16 protein-coding genes are annotated in these 22,147 nt (G+C 73.4%); 8 read left to right on the plus strand and 8 right to left on the minus strand.

Annotation, left to right across the window (positions count from 1 at the left end; genetic code table 11):
• Positions 1-12: 12 nt before the first annotated feature.
• From ACFZBX_RS27425 to ACFZBX_RS27435, 3 genes are all read right to left on the minus strand, one after another.
• The gene (locus ACFZBX_RS27425) at positions 13-921 is read right to left on the minus strand and encodes a metal-dependent hydrolase (protein WP_391536446.1); all 909 of its coding nucleotides are present in this window, start codon (positions 919-921) and stop codon (positions 13-15) included.
• A 58-nt stretch (positions 922-979) separates the two neighbouring features.
• On the minus strand, positions 980-1,285 hold the full coding sequence (locus tag ACFZBX_RS27430; protein WP_391536447.1) for a DUF1330 domain-containing protein: 306 nt from the start codon (positions 1,283-1,285) through the stop codon (positions 980-982).
• Between the two features lie 266 nt (positions 1,286-1,551).
• Positions 1,552-2,331 carry a helix-turn-helix transcriptional regulator gene (locus ACFZBX_RS27435; protein WP_391536448.1) on the minus strand — a complete coding sequence of 260 codons (780 nt, stop codon included), beginning with the start codon at positions 2,329-2,331 and terminating at the stop codon, positions 1,552-1,554.
• Between the two features lie 466 nt (positions 2,332-2,797).
• Here ACFZBX_RS27435 and ACFZBX_RS27440 point away from each other — a divergent pair, with 466 nt between their 5' ends.
• The 4 genes from ACFZBX_RS27440 (at position 2,798) to ACFZBX_RS27455 (ending at position 6,785) form a co-directional block, all read left to right on the plus strand.
• Complete coding sequence (locus ACFZBX_RS27440) at positions 2,798-3,595, plus strand: TIGR03084 family metal-binding protein (RefSeq protein WP_391536449.1); 798 nt, start codon at positions 2,798-2,800, stop codon at positions 3,593-3,595.
• Between the two features lie 76 nt (positions 3,596-3,671).
• Entirely contained in the window at positions 3,672-4,988 is a 1,317-nt protein-coding gene (locus tag ACFZBX_RS27445; RefSeq protein ID WP_391536450.1) for an ABC1 kinase family protein, read from the plus strand.
• On the plus strand, positions 4,985-6,043 hold the full coding sequence (locus ACFZBX_RS27450) for an SDR family NAD(P)-dependent oxidoreductase (RefSeq protein ID WP_391536451.1): 1,059 nt from the start codon (positions 4,985-4,987) through the stop codon (positions 6,041-6,043). The genes ACFZBX_RS27445 and ACFZBX_RS27450 overlap by 4 nt, the downstream gene beginning before the upstream one ends.
• 40 nt (positions 6,044-6,083) lie before the next feature.
• Positions 6,084-6,785, plus strand: a complete 702-nt coding sequence (locus tag ACFZBX_RS27455) for a maleylpyruvate isomerase family mycothiol-dependent enzyme (protein WP_391536452.1) — start codon at positions 6,084-6,086, stop codon at positions 6,783-6,785.
• A gap of 160 nt (positions 6,786-6,945) precedes the next feature.
• Here ACFZBX_RS27455 and ACFZBX_RS27460 read toward each other — a convergent pair whose 3' ends face one another.
• From ACFZBX_RS27460 to ACFZBX_RS27480, 5 genes are all read right to left on the minus strand, one after another.
• Positions 6,946-7,749 carry a helix-turn-helix transcriptional regulator gene (locus ACFZBX_RS27460; protein WP_391536453.1) on the minus strand — a complete coding sequence of 268 codons (804 nt, stop codon included), beginning with the start codon at positions 7,747-7,749 and terminating at the stop codon, positions 6,946-6,948.
• 167 nt (positions 7,750-7,916) lie between these two features.
• Positions 7,917-8,981, minus strand: coding sequence for a carboxymuconolactone decarboxylase family protein (locus ACFZBX_RS27465; RefSeq protein WP_391536454.1), 1,065 nt, complete (start codon positions 8,979-8,981; stop codon positions 7,917-7,919).
• A 236-nt stretch (positions 8,982-9,217) separates the two neighbouring features.
• The gene (locus ACFZBX_RS27470; protein WP_391536455.1) at positions 9,218-10,096 is read right to left on the minus strand and encodes an SDR family NAD(P)-dependent oxidoreductase; all 879 of its coding nucleotides are present in this window, start codon (positions 10,094-10,096) and stop codon (positions 9,218-9,220) included.
• The gene (locus ACFZBX_RS27475) at positions 10,093-10,728 is read right to left on the minus strand and encodes a carboxymuconolactone decarboxylase family protein (RefSeq protein WP_391536456.1); all 636 of its coding nucleotides are present in this window, start codon (positions 10,726-10,728) and stop codon (positions 10,093-10,095) included. Before ACFZBX_RS27475 ends, ACFZBX_RS27470 begins: the two co-directional genes overlap by 4 nt.
• Positions 10,729-10,974: 246 nt before the next feature.
• Complete coding sequence (locus tag ACFZBX_RS27480) at positions 10,975-12,519, minus strand: GMC family oxidoreductase (protein ID WP_391536457.1); 1,545 nt, start codon at positions 12,517-12,519, stop codon at positions 10,975-10,977.
• Positions 12,520-12,863: 344 nt separating this feature from the next.
• Here ACFZBX_RS27480 and ACFZBX_RS27485 point away from each other — a divergent pair, with 344 nt between their 5' ends.
• From ACFZBX_RS27485 to ACFZBX_RS27500, 4 genes are read left to right on the plus strand one after another with little or no spacing between them, the layout of a single operon-like run.
• Positions 12,864-14,777: a CRTAC1 family protein gene (locus tag ACFZBX_RS27485; protein ID WP_391536458.1), complete on the plus strand. Its 1,914-nt coding sequence runs from the start codon at positions 12,864-12,866 to the stop codon at positions 14,775-14,777.
• Complete coding sequence (locus tag ACFZBX_RS27490) at positions 14,774-15,796, plus strand: enediyne biosynthesis protein (RefSeq protein ID WP_391536459.1); 1,023 nt, start codon at positions 14,774-14,776, stop codon at positions 15,794-15,796. Before ACFZBX_RS27485 ends, ACFZBX_RS27490 begins: the two co-directional genes overlap by 4 nt.
• A complete protein-coding gene (locus ACFZBX_RS27495; RefSeq protein ID WP_391536460.1) occupies positions 15,793-21,669 on the plus strand; it encodes an SDR family NAD(P)-dependent oxidoreductase in 5,877 nt (1,958 codons plus the stop codon). Before ACFZBX_RS27490 ends, ACFZBX_RS27495 begins: the two co-directional genes overlap by 4 nt.
• Positions 21,666-22,142 (plus strand): acyl-CoA thioesterase, encoded by a 477-nt coding sequence (locus ACFZBX_RS27500; RefSeq protein ID WP_391536461.1) that lies wholly within the window; start codon positions 21,666-21,668, stop codon positions 22,140-22,142. The genes ACFZBX_RS27495 and ACFZBX_RS27500 overlap by 4 nt, the downstream gene beginning before the upstream one ends.
• The last annotated feature ends 5 nt before the right edge of the window (positions 22,143-22,147 follow it).

The following is a 22,147-nucleotide window of genomic DNA, read 5'->3' on the forward strand; positions in this document are numbered from 1 at the left end:
GGCGGGACGCCGCTACCGGGCGGCCCGGTGCGTGCGGACCTCGTTCCTGATGGTCAGGATGCCGTCGTCGGCGTCGTACGAGGCCTGCGCCGTCATGGAGGCGATCTGCCCCAGCCGTTCCACGTGCGTGCCGCCGCAGGGCATCTGCGCCGTCCCACCGGGGGTCTCGCAGACCCACTGCCGCCGGTCGGTCAGCCGGGGTCCGAGGCAGTCGACCCGCACCGGTGCGTCGGTCGTGATCCAGTGCGCCAGGGTCCCGTTGGTCCGCTCGACGATCCCGGGCAGCTCGTCCAGGAACCGGGCGACGTCGAAGCCGCGCTTGCGCAGCGACTTCCCGAGGCGGTAGCGGTCGAGGCTGCCGCCCTCGTCATGGCGGGTGAGGACGCAGGTGGCGGCGTCGAAGTCGTGGTGCCCGCGGGAGTCGGCGCCGGTCTCCTTGCGCCAGAGCCCGTGGGTGGCCTCGTTGAGCGCGTAGGCCAGCAGGTGGCAGGCGGTGTGCGCGGCGCTCAGCCGCAGCCGGCGCGCCTCGTCCACCGCCAGGGTGACCCGGGTGCCCGGTGCCAGGAACTCCGCCGCCGCCGCGTCCACCACCTGGCCCACCACGAACAGCACGTCCGGCTCGTCCCGCCGGGCGTCCACCTCGTTGCCCACCATCACCGGGCCGCCCGGCCGGCGGGCCACCGTGACGGTGTCGCTCACCCTGAACACCCGTTCGCCGGACGTCAGTTCGCCGTGGTCGGCCGGCTGGTCGGGCCAGAGCGGGTCCAGCGGGTGGAACGGGCTGACATCGGTGACCACCACGGCCGGGCCGTTCTCCCGGGGCGTCTCCAGCACCGCGAGAACCGAGGCCTCCTCGCGGCACGATCCGGTCGGATAGGTGATGAAAGTCGGCTTTACATCGTCGAGTTGAGAATGTGCCACGATCGGCCATCCTACAAAACGCGGGTGGCCGACGGGGCCCGCCGGGCGGGGCGAGGGGTCAGGCGCCGGTCTCGTCGAGACCCGGGACCAGCAGGATGCGCCGTCCGCTCAGGTCCGAGCGGGTCGCCCTGGCCTTGGCGTACTCGGGGGAGGAGTACCAACTCCGCGCCCGCTCAAGGCTGGGGAACTCCATGACGACCATCCGGTTGGCCTCCGGCCAGTCCCCCTCCAGCGCCACGGGCACGGCGCCGCGCGCGAGGTAGCGTCCGCCGTACTGGAGTACCGCGGCCCGCGCCAACTCACGGTAGGCGATGACCTCGGGTGTGTTCAGGTGCTCGGCCTCGGCGATCACATAGGCAGTCATATGGTCATCCTGGCATATTGGCACGGGAGTTATCGCGTGAGGCGCGAGGACTTCGGCGGTGACGGCCGTGAACTCACGTTCGCCACGAATCATCTCGGGCACTTTTTGTTGATCCGGCTGCTGACCGACCGCATCACCGGGCACGGCCGACCCGGCCCCGAGGCCCCGGGGCCCGATGAGGACCAGCTCCGGGGAGCGGCTTCCACAGGCCGGGCACGTCGCGTCGGGGCGGCCGGGGAGGGCGGAGAGCGCTGACAGGCAGCAGGTCAGCCGGCTTTCCCGAGTGGTGTGGTGATCGCGCATCGCACCTGCTGGTCGGTGAGGGAGAGGGGCGGGGGCGTCCTGGGGCTGCGGCGGGCGCGGTCCAGTTCGGGGAGGGCGAGGAGGATGGGGAGGTCGAGCTGGGTGACCTCGCGGAGCTGGACGTCGGTGCTGTAGGCGCGGCCGCCGCGGGCGCGCACCGCCCAGCCCGAGCCCACGAGTCTGGGCGGACGGATGTGCGGCACCGGACAGTCGTCGTCCATGGCGACGGCGGTGGCACGGATGAACCACAGGCCGTCGGGGACGTCGAGGCGGAACGGGCGGGGCTCGTCCAGGATGTCGCAGGCCTGCGGGTAGCCCTCCACGATCGGGGTGTTGAACGCGCCGACGTAGACCCGGACCGGCCCGACGTCGGAGGGGAACCAGAGCCGGCCGGTGACGGTGGACAGGCCGTGGCGGGTGCCGGCGGCGGGCAGGGTGAGCGGGGGGAGGTCGTCGTCCTGGGCCAGGGAGCGGTAGCGGGTCGGGGAGACGCCGACGCTGCGGGTGAAACGGCTGGTGAAGGTGCCCAGGCTGTTGTAGCCCACCCGGAAGGTGATGTCGGTGACGCTGGCCTGGGTTTCCAGCAGGTGGCGCTTGGCCATGAAGAGCCGGATGGCGGTGAGGAACCGGCCGGGTGAGGTGCCGGTCAGCTGATTGAATATCCGGGTGTAGTGGAATTTGCTGTAGGAGGCCGTGCCGGCCAGCTGTTCAAGGGAAAGCGGATCCGCGTAGTGCTGCCACATCGTGTCTATACTGCGCTCTATCGCCGCCGCAATAGGCATCCGGATATCCCCCACCTGTGCTCGTCGGTATCTGTGATCTCGCCGGGTCTTCGTGGGTACGCGGGCCGGCGGCCGCTCCGCCCGGTGCTGCCCGGGTCCGTGCGGGGTGGCCGCAGCGTGGACTCAACTGCCTGGTGGGTCCCTCATCTGGCGTGATGCTCCCGGTGCTCGTCGGCACCGGCCGGGAGTCGCCCCGGCCGGGTTTGGCGCAGACACATCGTTTTGCGGTCGGGTGACTTTCGCACCTTCTGGATTGCGGTGTGCGCGGAGCGTCGAAAGTCGGCCTTCGGCGGCGGCGACCTATACGTCCACGAATGTCCGGTGTCGTATACGCCAGGCACGTGCGGAGAAGCGCTCCGGTGGCAGCTTCCGGAAAATTGTCGCGGGACCGGATTAAGAGTGCCTCGACAGGGAAGGGAATCGCCACATGAAGGCAATGCAGGACGTCTGCGCCGACCTGGCGACGGAAGGGACCGAACTCGCCCGGCTGGTGGCGGACCTTCCGCCCGGCCAGTGGTCCGCGCCGACCCCGGCCGCGGGCTGGACGGTGCGGCACCAGGTGGCGCACCTGGCGCTGGTCAGCCACCTGGTCGACCTCGGGGTGCGCGACCCCGCCGCGTTCGAGGCCGAGACCGCGCCCGTCCGGAAGGACTTCGAGACCGGCATGGCGACCCGGCTCGCCGAAGGGCTCGCCGAGCCCGTCCCCGAACTGCTGCGCCGCTGGGCCGCGCGGCGGGCCGCCGCCGAACAGGCGCTCGCCGGCGTGCCCCGGCGCGAGCCGGTGCCGTGGCTGGCCGGTCCGCTGCCGGCCAGCGTGCTCGCCGCGGTGGCGTTGATGGAGGTCTTCGCGCACGGCCAGGACATCCACGAGGCGCTGGGCGTTCCGTACGTGTTCACCGACCGGATCGGCCACATCGCCTTCCTCGGCACCAGGACCCGCGACCTCGCCTACCAGGCCCGCGGGCTGGAGCCGCCCGCCGAGCCGTTCCGGTTCGAGCTGACCGGCCCGTCCGGCGTCTCCTGGGCCTTCGGGCCCGAGGAGGCCGAGCAGCGGATCCACGGCCCGGCCGCCGACTTCTGCCTGCTCGTCACCCGCCGCCGGCACCGCGACGACCTCGCGCTGGCCGCCGTCGGCACGGCGGCCGACCAGTGGCTGGACATCGCCCAGACCTACCTCGGCCCGCCCGGCGGGGGCCGCGGCCGCATTGGGCAATATCAAGTATAGATCGCCCACTTGGCGGCTGGTTACCTCGCTCTCGGGCCGCATCGGCCCACCCGTCACGAGGGAAACTGGAGGCGTCGTGGCAGAACAACGGACGAGTCGGTGGCTGCTGGCCGGACGGGCCTGTGCCGCCGCCTCGATCGTCACCGGACACCTGGTCGCCGCCCTGCCGCGGCTGGCCACCCGCGGCGGCCGGGCCCGGCTGGCGGACCGGGCACCGCGGCTGCTGACCGCGCTGGGCCCGTTCTTCGTCAAGGCCGGGCAGCTGGTCAGCACCCGCCGCGACCTGCTCCCCGAGCAGTGGTGCGACGCGCTCGCCGAACTGGCCGACGAGGTGCGCCCGCCGCGCCGCGCCGCGGTCGCCCGCACCCTCGCCGAGGCCGGACTCACCGACGCCTTCGCCGAGTTCGAGTGGGAGCCGGTGGCCTGCGGCAGCATCGCCAGCGTCCACCGCGCCAGGCTGGCCGACGGCACCGAGGTCGCCGTCAAGGTGCAGCGCCACGGCATCCGCCCGGTACTGGAGGCCGATCTGCGGCTGGCCCTGCTCGGCGCCCGCGCCGGGCGGGTGCTGCCGGGCATGCGGGACCTTCCCGCCGAGGAGATGATCGGCCAGCTCGGCGGCGCCGTGCTGCACCAGCTCGACTTCACCGCCGAGCGCGACTCGCTGCTCCTGCTGCGCACCAACCTCGGCGGCCACACCGACCTGCGAATCCCGGCGCCGGTCGACGCCCTGTCCGGGCCGACGGTGCTCACCATGGAGTTCATCTCCGGCCTCGGCCGCTTCCGGCCGCTGGGCATGACCGTGGAGCGCCGCCAGGAGGTGGTCCGCGACGTGCTGCGGGCCGTCTACCGGATGCTCTTCGTCGACGGCCTGGTCCACTGCGACCTGCACCCCGGCAACCTCTGCCTGGACGACGCCGGCCGGGTGGTGGTCCTCGACGCCGGGTTCGTGGTGCGGCTGCCCGACCCAGTCCGGCGCTCCTTCGCCGGCTTCTTCCTCAACATGGCGCAGGGCAACGGCCCGAAGTGCGCCGACATCGTCCTGGAGAGCGCCGCGCGGCTGCCCGCGGACCTCGACCGCGAGGGCTTCCGGACCGCCGTCACGGACCTGGTGGACGAGGTCGCCGGGGCGCTGTCCAAGGACTTCGAGCTCGGCGCCTTCGCGCCCCGGCTGTTCAAGCTCCAGCGGGACTTCGGGGTCTTCGCCGCAGCCGAGTTCGCCTTCCCGCTGCTGTCGCTGCTGGTGCTGGAGGGCATGATCAAGGAGTTCGACTCCGAGGTCGACTTCCAGGCCGAGGCGGTCCCCGTGCTGATGGCCTCCTTCGCCAAGGACGTCGAGGTGGACGCCGCCGCCCGCCGCCCGCCCGCCCCCGACGCGCCGGCGGTCGCGCCGTGACCGCCGCCGGACGGCCCGCCGGGCTGGTCGCCGTGACCGGGGGCACCGGCTTCCTCGGCTCGCACACCGTCGCCGCGCTGCTGGCCGCGGGAGCCCGGGTGCGGCTGCTGGTGCGCGACCCGGCGCGGGTGGCGCCCGCGCTCGGCCCGCTCGGTCTGCGCCCGGACGCGGTGCGGACCGTCGTCGGCGACGTCACCGACGCGGCCGCGGCGGACCGGCTCTGCGCGGGCGCCGACGCGGTGGTCCACCTCGGGTCGGTGTACTCCTTCGACCGCAGGCGCCGCGACGACATCGTCCGCACCAATGTGCTGGGCACCGAGACCGTGCTGCGCGCCGCGGTGCGCTCCGGCGCCGGGACGGTGGTGCACGTGTCGACCGTCGGCGCGCTGATCCCCAGCGCCGAACCGGAGTTGCACGCCGGCAGCGCCGTGGGGCGGCCGGCGGAGCCCTACCTGGCCAGCAAGGCGGCCTGCGAGCGGGCCGCCCGGCTGCTCCAGGACGAGGGCGCCCCGGTCCGCATCGTCTACCCGCCCGCCCTGCTCGGCCCGCACGACCCCCGGGTCGGCGACCAGACCGGACGGCTGCGCGACGCGCTGCGCGGCCTGATGCCGCTCTGGCCCACCGGCGGCTTCCCGCTCGGCGACGTCCGGGACACCGCCGCGGCACTGGCCGGCCTCGCCACCGCTCCGGCGCCGGACACCCGGGACCGGATCTTCACCCCCAACCGCTACCTCGGCACCGACGACTACCTGGCGGCCCTGCGGACGGCCACCGGCCGCGCCCTGCCCGCCGCCCGGCTGCCCGGCCGGGCCATGCTGCCGGCGGCCCGGCTCGCCGACGCCGTGCAGCGCTGGTGGGCCTGGCACATCCCGGCCGAGTACGGCGCGGCCTACACCTGCGTCCACGCGGTGCCGGTCGCGGCGGAGGCCACGGCCGGCGCCCCAGAGCCCCGGCCGGTCGAGGAGACGATGGCCGACACCGTCCACTGGCTTTACCGGACCGGTCTGCTGACGCGGCGCCAGGCCGGCGCCGCGGCCGAGCGGACCGCATCATGACGGCGGCGCCGACCGGCGCCCGCGAACCCGAGGAGAGACCGTGACAGCGGCGCAGACCCAGCACGACCCGGCCGAGCAGCTCCTGGCCTACCGGCGCAGCAGGGAGGCGATCAGCGCCCTGGTGGCCGGGCTGCCGGACCCGGCCGCCGTCGGCGTGCCCGCGTGTCCGGACTGGAGCGTGCGGGACCTGGTCGGGCACCTGGTGCACATCTGCGAGTCCTTCGTCGCCCTGGAGGACAACCAGATCGACCTGGTCCCGCTGGACGACGTCCCGGCGGCCGGGCTGCTGGAGCGCTGGGCGGGGCTGGACGACGCGCTGCCGGAGGCCCTGGACCGCACGCCGGAGCTGCGCCGGCGGATCCTGCTGCTCGACGCGTTCTCGCACGAGCTGGACCTGCGGCAGGGGCTGGACGTGCCGGTCGAGCCGACCGCCCATCCCGCGTTCGACGGCGCGCTGGACCTGACCACCATGGGCTTCGGCCTGGCGGTGCACGGCGGCGGCCTGCCGGCGCTGCGGATCGAGACCCCGGAGCGCTCCTGGGTGGTGGGCGAGGGCGAGCCCGCCGGGACCGTGCGCGGGGCGGCGGTGGACGTGTTCCGCTCGCTGAGCGGCCGGCGCACCCGGCCGCAGATCGAGGGCCTGGAGTGGTCCGGGGGGCCGGCCGGGAGGTGGGCGGAGGCGTTCGCCTGGGGCCCGTTCGCGCCGCCCGCGGCCGAGGTGGAGCCGTTCGCCGGGCGCTGAGCGGGCGCGCGGCACACGGGGGCGGCACACGGGGGCGGCAGGTCGGGAACGGCGCACCGGGAACGGCGCACCGGGAACGGCGCACCGGGAACGGCGCACCGCACGGCGAACGGGCGGGACCGCGGTCAGCGGTCCCGCCCGTTCGCCCTGCGGCGCCCCCTCACGTCCCGGTCAGGGCGGGCACCCGCACCGGGGCGGCGGCCTCGGGGACGGGCCGCGGCAGGGAGTCGAGCTCCGGCAGTGCCAGCAGGATCGGCAGGTCGAGCGGGGTGAGCGGGCGGGCCGCCAGTTTGACGGGCGGGTTGTCGTGGCCGTGGCGCACGCAGAGTTCGGGGCCCGAGGCGACCAGCAGCGGCCGCCGCTCCCAGGGCGGCGCCGGGAAGTCGCTGGCGGCGCACACGGCCGCCCGGATGAACCAGATGCCCTCGGGGACGCGCAGCGTGAACGGGCCGGGCCCGTCGAGGATCTCGCAGGCGACCGGGCTGCCCTGCACGATGGGCTCGCGGAACGCGCCGATGTAGATCCGCACGGACTGGCCTGTTTCCGGCGACTGGATGCTGCCGGTCACCGTACAGGTGCGCCGGATACCGTCGGAGTGCGCCGCCGCGCCGCTGCCGCCGAGCCCGCCCCGTTCGGGCAGGCCCGCTCTGGCCAGCGCCCGGTAGCGCGCGGGGGAGAGGCTGACGCTGCGGGTGAAACGGCTGGTGAAGGTGCCGAGACTGTTGTATCCGACGCGGTAGGAGATTTCGGTGACGCTGAGATCCGTCTCCAGCAGCATGGTTTTCGCCTGGTGCAACCGGACGGCGGAGAGGAATCGCCCGGGGGAGGTGCCGGTGAGATTGCGGAACACTCGGGAGAAGTAGAATTTGCTGAGGATCGCCGTGTTCGCGATCTCGTCGAGCGAGAGTGGTTCCTCGTACCGGTCCCACATCGTCGCTATCGCGCGTTCAACAGCGATCTGCATTTCGTCTCTCCAACCTCGTCCGATGAATTGGTGGCTTTCCGGGGGGATATCTGGCCATCGATTGCACGGCGTTGTTCGGTGCGCGGAGATAATGAGGAACGGGGCCTAGGGGCAGGCGTCGGGATTCGGTGGTCCGGATTCGGGCGTCGGGGTTCGGGCGTCGGGGTTCAGTCGTGGAAAAGCAGGTGACGGACGCGCCGGCGGGCCGCCAGCAGCGCGGCCCAGGAACTGGCGGCGAGGATCTCCCGGTCGCCCGCGCCGGCCTGCCGGGCGGCGGCGACGACCCGCTCGTCGACCCGGTAGGAGGCCAGCGCGGTGAGCAGCGCGAGTTCGCCCACCGGGCGTTCGCCCGCGGGCAGTCCGGTCAGCGGGGCGTCCAGCCAGGCCCGGCCGAGGCCGGGGTCGGCGCCGTCCCAGCGGGCGACCTCGGCGGCCACCACCGCCCTGACCGGCTCGGGCACCAGGTCGGCGCCGACCCGGTCGACGGCCGCCGTGGCGCGGGCCAGGGCGTCGGCGATCCGCGGATCGGCCGCCGCCCACTCCAGGTCCGGCGGCAGCGGCGCAAGGGGCAGCAGGGACAGCGAGGCGCCCGGCGCGGCCGTGCTCCGGACGGACCCGCGCATCAGGCCGGTCAGCACCCGGAGCACCGGGCCGAGCGCCTGGGCCGGGGCGTTGGGCGGCAGCGGGTCCGGGCCGAGGAAGATGTTGACCACCCGGTTGAGGTACTGCAGGCACAGCGCCGTCCCGGCCAGTTCCGGGAGGAGCTCCGGCGGGAACGGCGGTTCGCCCGCCGTGGTGATCCACGCCCTCAGTTCCTCGGCCGTGGGCCCTCCGGCCGGTTGCCCGGCCGCCGGACCGGACCGGCCGGCCCTCCGGCCCGAGACCGGCCGGAGGGACAGCGAGTCGAGCATGGTGCTGTGCACGGTGATGCAGAACGGGCACTGGTTGGCCGCCGAGACGGCCGCCGCCACCGCCTCCTTGGCGGTGCGCGGGGCGCGCCCCTCGGCCAGCATCGTCTCGCGCAGCGTGATCCAGCACGCGGCGAGCAGTTCCGGCACCGGCGCGTGCAGCGCCACCGGCGGGGCCAGCACCCCGAAGTCCCGTTCCAGCTCCCGGTAGACCCGGGCCGTGTCGCCGGCGGCCTCGCCGTACGACACGGTCGAGACGTGCCGGACCTGGAGCAGGGACAGTCCTCTGAGCGGCGCCTGGACGAGCCGCCGCCTGCCGCTCACGGGCGCGCTCCGGGTGCGGTACCCGGAGCACTGCGGTGCGCCCGTTCCTCGTCATCCGCCGGCATCCGCGGGTCCTCCCCTCGGCTCCCTCGACGTCTCCGTCGATGCTTCACCCGATCGTGGCATTCGGAGCGGGCTGCTCCTTCTTCTTCCTTGCGCTGTGCCCCCGCCCCGGAAACCCCCGGGGCGGGGGGACCGATGCTTCTCCGCCGTCCGGACCCTCTCGGGGAGAGGGCCTAGGGGACCGGGAAGAACGCCCGGACGAAACGTTCGAACAGCGCGTCGCCGATGGTCCAGCGCATCCGCGGCAGCAGCCGGGACGGCACCCCGATCCGGTACCGGATCCGCGGGTTGTCGCTGGTGACGGCCTTCTCGATGACCCGGGCCACGGTCTCCGCGCGCACCGCCATCCGGCCCCGGCCGGTGGGGTGCTCGGTCTCCCGGTAGGCGCCGTGCCAGTCGACGAAGTACCGCCAGAAGTCGTCGTACAGGCCGTTGCGCTCCTGTCCGGACATCCCCAGGTCGGCGACCGACATCGGCACGAATCCGCCGAGCACCGGGGACGGCTCGATCAGCACCACCTTGATGCCGTCCCTGGCCACCTCCAGCCGCAGCGAGTCGCTGACGGCCTCCAGGGCGTGCTTGGTGGCCTGGTAGTAGCCGCGCCCGGGGGTGGCGAACTGGCCGAAGATGGACGACATCATGACGACCCGTCCGCCGCCCTGCGCCCGCATCCCGGGCAGCACCAGCTGGGTCAGCCGGCACAGCCCGAACAGGTTGGTCTCGAACTGCCGGCGCACCTCGTCGAGCGGGGTCTCGCCGATGGTGCCGTTGAGGCTGTACGCCGCGTTGTTGATCAGGGTGCCGACCGAGCCGTGCTCGGCGGCGATCTTCTCCACCGCGGCCGCCATCGACTCCTCGTCGTTGACGTCCAGGTGCAGCACCCGGATGCCCTCGGCGGCCAGGTCGGCCAGTGCCTCGGGCCGCCGCGCGGTGGCGTACACCGGCAGGCCGGCCCGGTGCAGCCGCAGCGCGGCCGCCCGCCCGGTGCCGGAGGACATCCCGGTGCTGGAGGAGGCGCCGGTCAGCAGGACCGCGCGCGAGGCGCCGCTCACCTGCCCTCCGCCAGACGCTCCTCGGAGACGGTGGCGTCCTCCGGCTGCGAGGCGATCCGGCTGCGGGCCACCGAGTTGCCCAGGCCCAGGCCGTCCACCAGGCGGTTGATGAAGGCGAACAGGGAGGCGGTGAACACCGCCTCCAGCATCTCCGCGTTGTTCCAGCCGGCCGCCTCGGTCGCCGCCCAGTCCTCGTCGGTGATCCGGAAGGCGCCGGTGCCGACCTTGGTGACCAGGCGCATCAGCACCTTGGTGCGCTCGTCGATCGGCAGCTCCTCCACCGAGGGGGCGCTCTCGATGGCGTCGGTCAGCTCCTGCGGGCCGCCGAACTGGGCCAGGAACCAGTTGTGGGTGCCGACGCAGTACGGGCAGCCGTTGACCTTCGAGCTCCAGGCGGAGATCATCTCGCGGGTCGCGCGCGGCAGCACCCCGTCGTTGAACACCCCGCCGTAGCCGGCGATCACGACCTCCAGCAGGTCGGGGCGGCTGGAGACCAGCCGGAACATGTCCGGCACGAAGGGGATGCCCATCCGCGACTTGATCGCGTCGTACAGCTCCTTCGTCCGGCCCTCCGCCTCGGCCTCCTCGATCAGCGGGACGCGAACGGTGCTCAGCACATTCGGATCGGTCATGGGTAATCGCCTTCCCTTTCGACGGTACGGGCCGCCCCCGCGGGCCTTTCCGAATACCGGGATGAATGCGTGGAATTCCCGCCCGTCGGGCACGGCGTGGGGTTTCCCCATGGTGGCAGGAATTGCGCGGACTTCTCGTCTCCCAGATTGCCCTGGCCGGGCCCGGCCAGGGCCGCGCCCGGACATGCCGACGGCCGCCCTGGTGCGCGGGGCACCGGGGCGGCCGTCCGGCCGGACGGGGGCGGGTCAGCCGGCGCGCAGCCAGTCCGCCAGCCGCTCGCCGATCATGATCGAGGTGAGGTTGGTGTTGCAGTTGACGATGCTCGGCATGATGGAGGCGTCGGCCACGTACAGGCCCTCCACGCCGTGCACCCGCAGCCGCTCGTCCACGACCGCGCCCTCGTCGTCGGCGGCGCCCATCCGGGCCGTGCCGACCGGGTGGTAGCCGCTGTCCAGGCTGGTCCTGACGTACTGCTCGACCATCGCGTCCTTCTCGACGAGCCGGTCGCTCAGCACGATGAAGCCGTCGCCCCGGGAGGCGATCCCGGGGTGGTTGGCCAGTTCCCAGCAGGTGCGGACGCCCTGGACCATCTTCTCCAGGTCCCGCTCGGTGGAGAGGAAGTCCAGCCGGATGTCGGGCCCGGCCGCCGGGTCCGTGGAGGTGAGCCGCAACCGCCCCACCGACTCCGGCTGCTGGTCGACCACCATCACGCCGAAGATCATCGACGCGCCGGCCAGCCTCTGGAGCTCGGGGAAGAGCGTCAGGTCGAAGTGGTTGACCATGTAGTACTGCATGTCGTTGAAGGCGGTGGAGCCCTTGGCGGTGGTGCGCACCATCGACTGCAGGAACGGTACGGCGGCGTCCACCTCGCCGTTCTTGGGCCGCAGGAAGACGCCGGTGCGCGGGTGGTCCATCAGGTGGGCGCCGACGCCGGGCCGGTCGAGCCGCACGCCGATGCCGAGCCGGGTCAGGTCCTGCGCCGGGCCGATGCCCGAACGCATCAGCAGCGTCGGGGAGTTGACGGCGCCGGCGGAGAGCACCACGGTGCGCGCCCGGAGCTCCTCCGGCACCCGGCCGTCGACCGAGGCCAGCACGCCGGCGGCGCGGTCGCCGTCGAACAGCACCTCGTGCACCAGGGTGCCGCCGAGCACGGTCAGGTTGGGGCGGGAGCGGACCGCGGGGGTGAGGTACGCCATCGCGGTGGAGACGCGGTAGCGGGGGTCGCGGCGGGTGGACGGCATCGGGCCGATGCCCGTCGCCTCGGGGTGGTTGTGGTCGGCGACCTCGGGGAAGCCGGCCTCCAGGCTGGCCTCGGTGAAGGCGGCCTGCATGGGCGTCAGCTCGTCGGGCCGGAAGCGGCGGATCGGCACCGGGCCGCCCTTGCCGTGGTAGCGGTCCTCGAAGTCGAGGTCGTCCTCCAGCCGCCGGTAGAACGGCAGGACCTGGTCGTAGGACCACGCCGGGTTGTCCGCCGCCCAGTGGTCGAAGTTCTCCGGGACGCCGCGCAGCGCGATGGTCGCGCCGACCGCGGACGAGCCGCCGGTGATCCTCCCGCGCGGGAAGATGATCCGCCGGCCGTCCATGATCTCCGCACCGAACCGCCAGTCGTGGGAGCTCAGCGACATCGCGTTGCCGTCGGTGATGTCGGCCGGAATGTCGGCCGGATCGGGAAAGTCCGGGCCGGCCTCGACGAGGAGGACGGAACGGCCCGGGTCCTCGCTCAACCGGGTCGCGATCGCGGCTCCCGCGGAGCCGGACCCGACGACTATCACGTCATACGTGTGCACCATGGATTGAACCTCGCCAGACGGGGATTCGAAGGAGCCGATCTCACCCGAGTTTCGCAGCCCGGCCGTGCGCGGACTTCTCCGAGACTGCCCCGTCCGCACACCCGCGGAATTCCGTACGGCGCGCCCGCTTCACCGGCGCGAACCCCGGCAACGTCAGAGAAGCACGTTTTACCGGCCCGGGACATCCTCTAGTGTCAGGTCCGTGGCGAGTGGTCGCCGAATTCGTTCGCGACAGCCCCGGACGGTCGATTCATCATCGCCAGCGGGAAGGAATTCAGATGCCATACCGACGACGATTCCGCAGACTCGTTCCCGGATTGGTCACCATAGTGGTGGCGGCTTCGATGTTCTTCGTCGTGCGTTCTTCGGTGGCGGTCGCGGGCGGTGATGCGGCGGCCGCGGCGTACCGGTTCAAGGAGATGCCGATCGCGATGCCGCCGGGTTACGAATCCCGGCCGATGAAGACGATCCGCGACGTCAATCCGGCCTATCAGAAGATCCGCGCGTGGATCTCCTCGGTCGGCGCCAGCATCGCCCTCAACGACGTCACCGGAAACGGCCTCGCCGACGGCATGTGCATCGTCGACACCCGTACCGACTCCGTCATCGTCACCTACACCCCGACCGCCCCCGAGGCCGACCGGTTCACCCCGTTCATCCTGGACGGCAAGCCGCTGCCCATGGACGACACCATGGCGCCCACCGGCTGCACCCCCGGCGACTTCAACGGCGACGGCCGCAACGACTTCCTGATCACCTACTGGGGCCGCACCCCGGTGCTGTTCATGGCGAAGGCCGGCGCGGGCGCACCGTCCCCCGAGGCGTACGTGCCGCGCGAGGTGGTCCCCTCCCAGAGCCTGGACGGCCGCTACCACGGGCCGCGCTGGAACACCGACGCCGCGTACGTCGCCGACCTGGACGGCAGCGGCCACCCGTCGATCATCATCGGCAACTACTTCCCGGACTCCGACGTGCTCGACCCGCACGGCATCCGCAACGTCGAGATGAACGACTCGCTGTCCAGCGCCAAGAACGCCGGCGGCGACCACGTGCTGCGCTACCACTCCTCGACCACCGGGGACGACCCCGAGGTGGCCTTCATCGAGGAGAAGGACGCCATCCCGTTCGACGCCTCCACCGGCTGGACGCTCGCCATCTCCGGCGCCGACCTGACCGGCTCCGGCCTGCCCGAGGTCTACATCGCCAACGACTTCGGCCACGGGCACCTGCTGCACAACGTCTCGACGCCCGGGCGGATCCGCTTCACCGAGGCGACCGGTGAGCGCACCCCGACCACCCCCAAGTCCTTCGTGCTCGGCAAGGGCTCCTTCAAGGGCATGGGCGTCGACTTCGCCGACGTGGACGCCAACGGCAGCTTCGACATGATGGTCAGCAACATCACCGTGGCCTGGGGCCTGGAGGAGAGCAACTTCCTCTGGATCAACAAGGCCAAGAGCGAGGCCGAGGCCGAGAAGAAGCTCGCCGCCGGCGTCGCCCCGTTCACCCAGGAGGCCGCCGACAACGGCGTCGCCTGGACCGGCTGGGGCTGGGACGCCAAGATGGGCGACTTCCTCAACAGCGGCGACCAGAACATCCTCCAGGCCGTCGGCTTCGTCAAGGGCAACATCGACCGCTGGCCGTGGCTGCAGGAGATGGCCATGACCAACGACAACCTGCTCTCCAACCCGGCGATGTGGCCGAACGTCGGACCCGGCGACGACCTGGCCGGCGACGAGCCCATGGCCTTCTACGCCCGCACCGCGAGCGGCAAGTACGCCAACATCACCAAGCAGCTCGGCCTCGACGTCCCGATCCCCACCCGTGGCATCGCCACCGCCGACACCACCGGCCGCGGCGCCCTCGACTTCGCGATCGCCCGCCAGTGGGGCCCGCCGGCCTTCTACGCCAACCAGGCCCCCGACCTCGGCAACCACCTGACGCTGAACCTGGTCCGGCCGTCCGAGGGCGCCACCCCCGGCCAGGGCATGGCCGGCACCGGCTCGCCCGCCTACGGGGCCACCGTCTGCATCACCACCCCCGACGGCAAGCAGGTCGGCCAGCTCGACGGCGGCGGCGGCCACGGCGGCTTCCGCAGCTTCGAGGTCCGCTTCGGCCTCGGCGACTACACCGGACCGGTCACCGCCGACTTCACCTGGCGCGACGCCGACGGCGGCCTGCACAAGAAGACCCAGCAGCTGACCGCCGGTACCCACACGCTCATGCTGACCGACGACATCCAGGAGGTGACGGCCCGATGACCGCGACCGAGATCGCCGGCGTTGCGGCCCACGCCGTCCGGCCCCGCGCCCCGAAGAAACCGGCCAACCGCGACCCGCGCTACCTCGCGCTGCGCAACTTCGCCATCTCCATGTCCGTCTTCAACATCTTCGGCTACACCCTGCTCGGCTTCGAGCAGCCCTGGCTCTGGCCGCTGATCTGCGCGCCGTTCGGCTACGTGGTCGAGATCGTCCTGGAGCTCATCAGCGCCTGGGCGCAGGAGCGCACCCCGCGCTTCATGGGCCGGGGCTTCCGCGGCCTCTACGAGTTCCTGCTGCCCTCCCACATCACCGCCCTCGCGGCGAACATGCTGCTCTACGCGAACGACCGGCTGCTGCCGATCCTGCTCGCCGTGTTCATCGGCGTCGCCGCCAAGCACGTCCTCCAGGCCCCCGTGTACGGCCGGATGCGGCACTTCATGAACCCGTCGAACTTCGGCATCACCATGCTGCTGGTGCTGTTCGGCTCCTGGGTCAGCATCGCCCCGCCGTACGAGTTCACCGAGAACGCCAACACCTTCTTCCGGGTCGCCATCCCGCTGATCATCGCGACCGCCGGCACCGTCATCAACGCCATGCTCACCAAGCGCGTCGCGCTGATCGTCGGCTGGCTCGGCGGCTTCGTCATCCAGGCGCTGCTGCGCCACTGGTTCTGGGACGTGGCGATCTTCTCCGCCCTGGGCCCGATGAGCGGCGTCGCCTTCGTGCTCTACACCAACTACATGATCACCGACCCGGGCACCACCCCGACCAAGGGCCGCAACCAGTTCATGTTCGGCGCCTCGGTGGCCATGGTCTACGGCGTGCTGATGCTCTTCAACGTCGTCTACACCCTGTTCTTCGCGACCACCATCGTCTGTGGCCTGCGCGGCGCCGGCTGGTGGGTGGCGCACTTCCGCAACAAGGGCAAGCAGGCAGGGGCGGGCGGCGCCGTCGAGGCCCCGGTCGGCCAGACGGCCGCGCCCGAGCGGCCCGCCGGCAACGAGGCGGTGGCGGCGTGAGCGCGCAGCGGTTCCGGCCGGAGCAGGCCGAGGGCGCGGCGGCCGGCCGCGGACGGATCGCGGTGGTCGGCATCGCCTGCCGCTACCCCGACGCGGAGACCCCCGAGCAGCTGTGGCAGAACGTGCTGGCCGGCCGCCGGGCCTTCCGCCGGCTGCCGGACGTGCGGATGCGCGCCGAGGACTACTACTCGCCCGACCCCGCCGCGCCGGACCGCTTCTACAGCGCCAAGGCCGCCGTGATCGAGGGCTTCGAGTTCGACCGGGTCCGCCACCGGGTCGCGGGCAGCACCTTCCGCGCCACCGACATGACCCACTGGCTCGCCCTGGACACCGCCGCCCGCGCCCTGGAGGACGCCGGCTTCCCGTTCGGCGAGGGCCTGGAGGACGCCAACACCGGCGTCGTCATCGGCAACACCCTCACCGGCGAGTTCAGCCGGGCCAACCTGATGCGCCTGCGCTGGCCGTACGTACGCCGCACGGTGGGCGCCGCGCTGCGCGAGCAGGGCTGGGACGACGCCGCGCTGACCGACTTCCTGGACGGCCTGGAGGGCCGCTACAAGAGCGCCTTCCCGCCGATCGGCGAGGACACCCTGGCCGGCGGCCTGGCCAACACCATCGCCGGCCGGATCTGCAACCACTTCGACTTCAAGGGCGGCGGCTTCACCGTCGACGGCGCCTGCTCCTCCTCCCTGCTGTCCGTCTCCACCGCGTGCGACGCGCTGGCCGACGGCCGGATGGACGTCGCGGTGGCCGGCGGCGTCGACCTGAGCATCGACCCGTTCGAGGTGATCGGCTTCGCCAAGACCGGGGCGCTGGCCACCGGCGAGATGCGGGTCTACGACAAGGGCTCCAACGGCTTCTGGCCCGGCGAGGGCTGCGGCATGGTCGTCCTGATGCGCGACGAGGACGCCCGCGCCCAGGGCCGGTTCCGCTACGCCACCATCCCCGGCTGGGGCTACTCCTCCGACGGCAAGGGCGGCATCACCCGCCCCGAGGCCAGCGGCCACCGGCTCGCCCTGGCCCGCGCCTACCGGGCGGCCGGCTTCGGCATCGAGACGGTCGGCTACTTCGAGGGGCACGGCACCGGCACCGCCGTCGGCGACGCCACCGAGCTGCGCGCCTTCTCCGAGGCCCGCCGGGCCGCCGGGGCCCAGGCACCGGCCGCGCTCAGCACCGTCAAGGGCAACTTCGGGCACACCAAGGCCGCGGCCGGCGTGGCCGGGCTGCTCAAGGCGATCCTGGCGGTCCGCCACCAGGTGATCCCGCCGGCCACCAGCCACATCGACCCGCACTCCGAACTCACCGCTCCCGAAGCGGCGATGCGGGTGCCCGACCGGGCCGAGCTCTGGCCGCAGGGCGGGCCGATCCGGGCCGGCATCTCCTCCATGGGCTTCGGCGGCATCAACGCGCACGTGGTGGTCGAGCACGCCGACGGCGTCCTGCGCACCGCCGTGCCCGCCATCGTCCGCCGGCTGGTCGCCTCCCGCCAGGACACCGAGCTGTTCCTGCTGGACGGCGCCGACCCGGCCGAGCTGCACGCCAAGGCGACCGGGCTGGCGGAGTTCTGCGCCCAGCTGTCCTACGCCGAACTCGGCGACCTGGCGGCCACCTTGGAGGGCGACCTGGCCGACCGGCCGCTGCGCGCCGCGGTGCTGGCCGGCTCGCCCGAGCAGGCCGTCGAGCGGTTCACCGCGCTGGCCGGCCTGCTGGACTCCGGGGTCCGCTCCGCGCTGAACCCCGCCCGGGGAGTCTTCCTGGGCGGCGCCGGCCGGACGCCCCGGATCGGCTTCCTGTTCCCCGGCCAGGGCGCCGGGCGGCGCGGTGACGGCGGGGCGCTGCGCCGCCGCTTCGCCGGCGTCGAGGAGCTGTACGAACGCCTCGCGCTGCCCGTCGGCGGCGACCAGGTGGCCACCGACATCGCCCAGCCGCGGATCGTCGCGGCCTCGGTGGCGGGGCTGCGGGTGCTGGAACTGCTCGGCGTCGACGCGGTCCGGGCCACCGGGCACAGCCTCGGCGAGCTGACCGCCCTGCACTGGGCGGGCGCGATGGACGAGACCACCGTGCTGGACGCGGCGGCCGCCCGGGGCCGGATCATGGCCGAGGCCGGCGACGGCGACGGCACCATGGCCGCGCTCACCACCACCCCGGCGCTGGCCGAGGCGCTGATCGCCGGCGAGCCGGTGGTGATCGCCGGCCACAACGGCCCGCGGCAGACCGTGGTCTCGGGGCCGGTCGCGGCGATCGACCGGGTCTGCGCGCTCGCGGAGGCCCAGGGCGTCGGTGTGGGGCGGGTCCACGTCTCGCACGCCTTCCACTCGCCGGCCGTCGCCCCGGCCGCGGCCGGACTGGCCGAGTACCTGGCGAAGGAACGATTCGGCACGGTCGGCGACGGCCTGGTCTCCACCGTCACGGGCGGCCTGCTGCCCGCCGACACCGACGTGGTGGACCTGCTGACCCGCCAGGTCGTCCAGCCGGTGCGGTTCACCGAGGCGGTCCAGGAGATGGCCGGGGAGGTGGACCTGCTGGTCGAGGTCGGCCCCGGCCGGACCCTCAGCTCGCTGGCCGGCGAGATCCTGCCCACCGTGCCCGCGATCGCCACCGAGACCGACGCGCTGTCGCTGGCCGGGCTGCTGGGCACCGTCGCCGCCGCCTGGACGATGGGCGCGCCGGTCCGCCACGAGCAGCTGTTCGCCGACCGGTTCACCCGGCCGCTGCCGCTGGACAAGGAGTTCCGGTTCTTCGCCAGCCCGTGCGAGGCGGGCGGCGAGGACTTCGTGCTGGAGCACACCGAGCGGGCCGCCGCGCCACTGTCGGCCGCCGGCACCGCCGCGCCCGCCGGTGAGGCCGCCGCGGCGGGCACCTCCAGCCTGGAGGTGCTGATCCGGCTGGCCGCCGAACGCGCCGAGCTGCCGGTGGAGACCGTCGACCCGTCGGCCAACCCGCTGGACGAACTGCACCTCAGCTCCATCACGGTCGGCCAGATCATGAACCAGGCCGCCCAGGAGCTGGGCATCGCCGCCCCGATGGTCACCACCGCCTTCGCCACCTCGACGATCGGCCAGCTCGCCGAACTCCTCGACGAGCTGGCCGAGGGGTCGGCGGACTCCGGCGGGCAGCCCGCCACCGCCGCCGGCGTCGCGCCCTGGGTGCGCCCGTTCCTGGTCGACCTGACCGAGGGCCCGGAGCCGGTTCCGGCGGCCGGACCGGGCGGCGACTGGGAGGTCTTCGCCTCCGACCGGCACCCGCTGGCCGGGCCGCTGGCCGCCCGGCTGCGCGCCGACGGCCCCGGCGGCGGGGTGCTCCTCGCCCTGCCGCGCGACTGCGACCAGCGGCACCTCGGCCTGATGCTGGCCGCCGCCCGCGCCGCGCTCGACCCGGCCCGGCGCGCCGCCGGCACCCGGCTGGTCGCGGTCGGCGACCGCAGGGGAGCGGCCGGCCTGGCCAAGACCCTGCACCTGGAGGCGCCCGACATCCCGGTCACCGTCGTCACCCTGCCGGTCGCCGACGACCTGCCGGCCGAGGAGGCCGAGCGGATCGCCGGCCGGATCGCGGCCGACACGGCGGCCACCACCGCCTTCACCGAGGTGCACTACGACGCCGACGGCACCCGGCGGGTGCCGGTGCTGCGCGCCGTCGACCTCGAACCCGACCCCGCCCACCAGGAACTCGGCCCGCAGGACGTGCTGCTGGTCACCGGTGGCGGCAAGGGCATCACCGCCGAGTGCGCCATCGCCCTGGCCGGGCGCAACGGCACCGCGATCGGCCTGATGGGCCGCTCCGACCCCCTGGAGGACACCGAACTCGCCGACAACCTGGCCCGGATGGCGGCGGCCGGCATCCGGGTGCACTACGCCCGGGCCGACGTCACCTCCGCCGACCAGGTCAAGGCCGCGGTCACCGAGATCACCCGGGAGCTCGGCCCGGTCACCGGCCTGCTGCACGGCGCCGGCCGCAACGAACCGCAGGCGCTCGCCACCCTGGACGAGGCCTCCTTCCGCCGCACCCTGGCCACCAAGATCGACGGCGTGGAGGCGGTGCTCGCCGCGGTCGACCCGGAGGCGCTGCGCCTGTTCGTCACCTTCGGCAGCATCATCGGCCGGGCCGGCCTGCGCGGCGAGGCGGACTACGCCACCGCCAACGACTGGCTCACCGAACTGACCGTGCGCTTCCAGCAGGACCACCCCGACTGCCGCTGCCTGGCCCTGGAGTGGTCGGTCTGGTCGGGCGCCGGCATGGGCGAGCGGCTCGGCGTGCTGGAGGCCCTGGTCCGCGAGGGCATCGAGCCGATCCCCGCCGAGGACGGCGTGGAGCTGCTCGGCCGGCTGCTCGCCACCCCCGGCACCGCACCGGCGCTGGTCGTGATGGGCCGGGCCGGCGGACTGCCGACGATCAGCCTGGAGCAGCGCGAACTGCCGCTGCTGCGCTTCCTGGAGCGCCCCCAGGTGCACTACCCCGGCATCGAACTGGTGGTGGACGCCGAGCTCACCGGCGGCGGCGACCGCTACCTGCCGGACCACCTGCTGGACGGCGACCTGCTGTTCCCCGCCGTCCTCGGCATGGAGGCGATGACCCAGGCGGCCACCGCGCTGACCGGCCACCAGGGCGCCCCGGTGCTGGAGGACATGCGGTTCCTGCGGCCCATCGTCGTCCCGGTGGACGGCGCGACGACGCTGCGGGTGGCCGTCCTCGCCACCGGGCCCGACACCGTCGAGGCGGTGCTGCGCAGCGGCGAGACCGGCTTCCAGGCCGACCACTTCCGGGCCGTGCTGCGCTTCGGCGCGGACCGGCCGGGAGGGGAGCCGGAGCCGGTCACCGCCGAGGTGCCGAGGGTGCCGCTGACGCCCGGCGAGATGTACGGGCCGGTGCTGTTCCAGGGCGACCGCTTCCAGCGGCTGCTCGGCTACCGGGACCTCGCGGCCCGGCACTGCCTGGCCGAGATCGACGACACCCCGCGCTCCGACTGGTTCGCCGGTTACCACCCCGGCGAGCTGCTGCTGGCCGACCCGGGCACCCGTGACGCGCTGATGCACTCCATCCAGGCGTGCGTCCCCGACGCCACCCTGCTGCCGGTCAGCGTCGAGCGGCTGCACCTGGCCGACCCCGGGGCCGCGCGCGAGGGCCGGCTGCTCTTCCTGGACGCCCGCGAGCGCTCCAGGGACGGCGACAACTACCTCTACGACCTGGAGGTCCGCGACGAGGCGGGCCTGCCGGTCGAGCGGTGGGAGGGCCTGCTGCTGCGGGCGGTGCGCAAGCAGGACGGCGCCGGGCCGTGGCTGCCCGCGCTGCTCGGCCCCTTCCTGGAGCGGCGCGTCGAGGCGGCGTTCGGCCACCCGGTGCGGTGCGTGGTGCTGCCCGGCGGCGAGGGTTCGGGAGGCCCGGTCGCCGACCGGCGCCGGCGCACCGCCGAGGCGGCGGGCTGGGCGCTCGGGCGCGCCACCGAGGTGCACTACCGTCCCGACGGGCGGCCCGAACTGGCCGACGGGCGGCGAATCTCCTCCTCGCACGCGGCGGGCGTCACCTTCACGGTGGTGGCCGACGACCTCGTCGGCTGCGACGTCGAGGTGGCCGCCGGGCGGACCGCCGAGGAGTGGCGGGGGCTGCTGGGCGCGGACGGCGCCGAGCTGGCCGGGCTGCTGGCCGCCGAGCGCGGCGAGCCGCTGAGCACCGCCGCGACCAGGGTGTGGGGCGCGGTGGAGACGCTGCGCAAGGCGGGGCACGCGGTGGCGGCGCTCAGCCTGGAGGATTCCTCCGGGCTGCCGGCCGGCTGGGTGGCGCTGCGCGGCGGCGCGCACCGGATCGTGAGCTTCGTGACCGCCCTGGACGGGGTCGCCGACCCGGTGGCCTTCACCGTCCTGACCGGAGGTGCCCGGTGACCGCGCCGGACTACTACGAGTACCGCCATCTGGTGGGCTTCGAGGAGACCAACCTGGTCGGCAACGTCTACTACGTCAACTACCTGCGCTGGCAGGGGCGTTGCCGGGAGATGTTCCTGCTGGAGAAGGCCCCCGCGGTGCTCGCCGACATCCGCGACGACCTCAAGCTGTTCACCCTCAAGGTGGACTGCGAGTTCTTCGCCGAGATCACCGCCTTCGACGAGCTGTCCATCCGGATGCGGCTCGCGGACCTCACCCAGACCCAGGTCGCCTTCACCTTCGACTACGTCCGGGTGGCCCCGGACGGCGGCGAGTACCTGGTCGCGCGCGGGCAGCAGCGGGTCGCCTGCATGCGCGGCCCCAACACCGACACCCGCCCGACCAGGGTGCCCGAGCCGCTGCGGCTCGCCCTGGCGCCCTACGCCGTCGCCGCGACGGCGTCCTCCCTGACCGGCACCACCACCGTGGGGTGATCGAC

The organism is Kitasatospora sp. NPDC008115, assembly GCF_042957205.1.
In the GTDB taxonomy this organism is placed as follows: domain Bacteria; phylum Actinomycetota; class Actinomycetes; order Streptomycetales; family Streptomycetaceae; genus Kitasatospora.

Excerpts from the sequence above, each read along its gene's own strand:
- ACFZBX_RS27440 (WP_391536449.1), top strand. The coding sequence starts at position 2,798 with ATGAAGGCAATGCAGGACGTCTGCGCCGACCTGGCGACGGAAGGGACC.
- ACFZBX_RS27490 (WP_391536459.1), top strand. The coding sequence starts at position 14,774 with ATGACCGCGACCGAGATCGCCGGCGTTGCGGCCCACGCCGTCCGGCCC.
- ACFZBX_RS27480 (WP_391536457.1), bottom strand. The coding sequence starts at position 12,519 with ATGGTGCACACGTATGACGTGATAGTCGTCGGGTCCGGCTCCGCGGGA.
- ACFZBX_RS27475 (WP_391536456.1), bottom strand. The coding sequence starts at position 10,728 with ATGACCGATCCGAATGTGCTGAGCACCGTTCGCGTCCCGCTGATCGAG.
- ACFZBX_RS27485 (WP_391536458.1), top strand. The coding sequence starts at position 12,864 with ATGTTCTTCGTCGTGCGTTCTTCGGTGGCGGTCGCGGGCGGTGATGCG.
- ACFZBX_RS27460 (WP_391536453.1), bottom strand. The coding sequence starts at position 7,749 with ATGCAGATCGCTGTTGAACGCGCGATAGCGACGATGTGGGACCGGTAC.
- ACFZBX_RS27435 (WP_391536448.1), bottom strand. The coding sequence starts at position 2,331 with ATGTGGCAGCACTACGCGGATCCGCTTTCCCTTGAACAGCTGGCCGGC.
- ACFZBX_RS27430 (WP_391536447.1), bottom strand. The coding sequence starts at position 1,285 with ATGACTGCCTATGTGATCGCCGAGGCCGAGCACCTGAACACACCCGAG.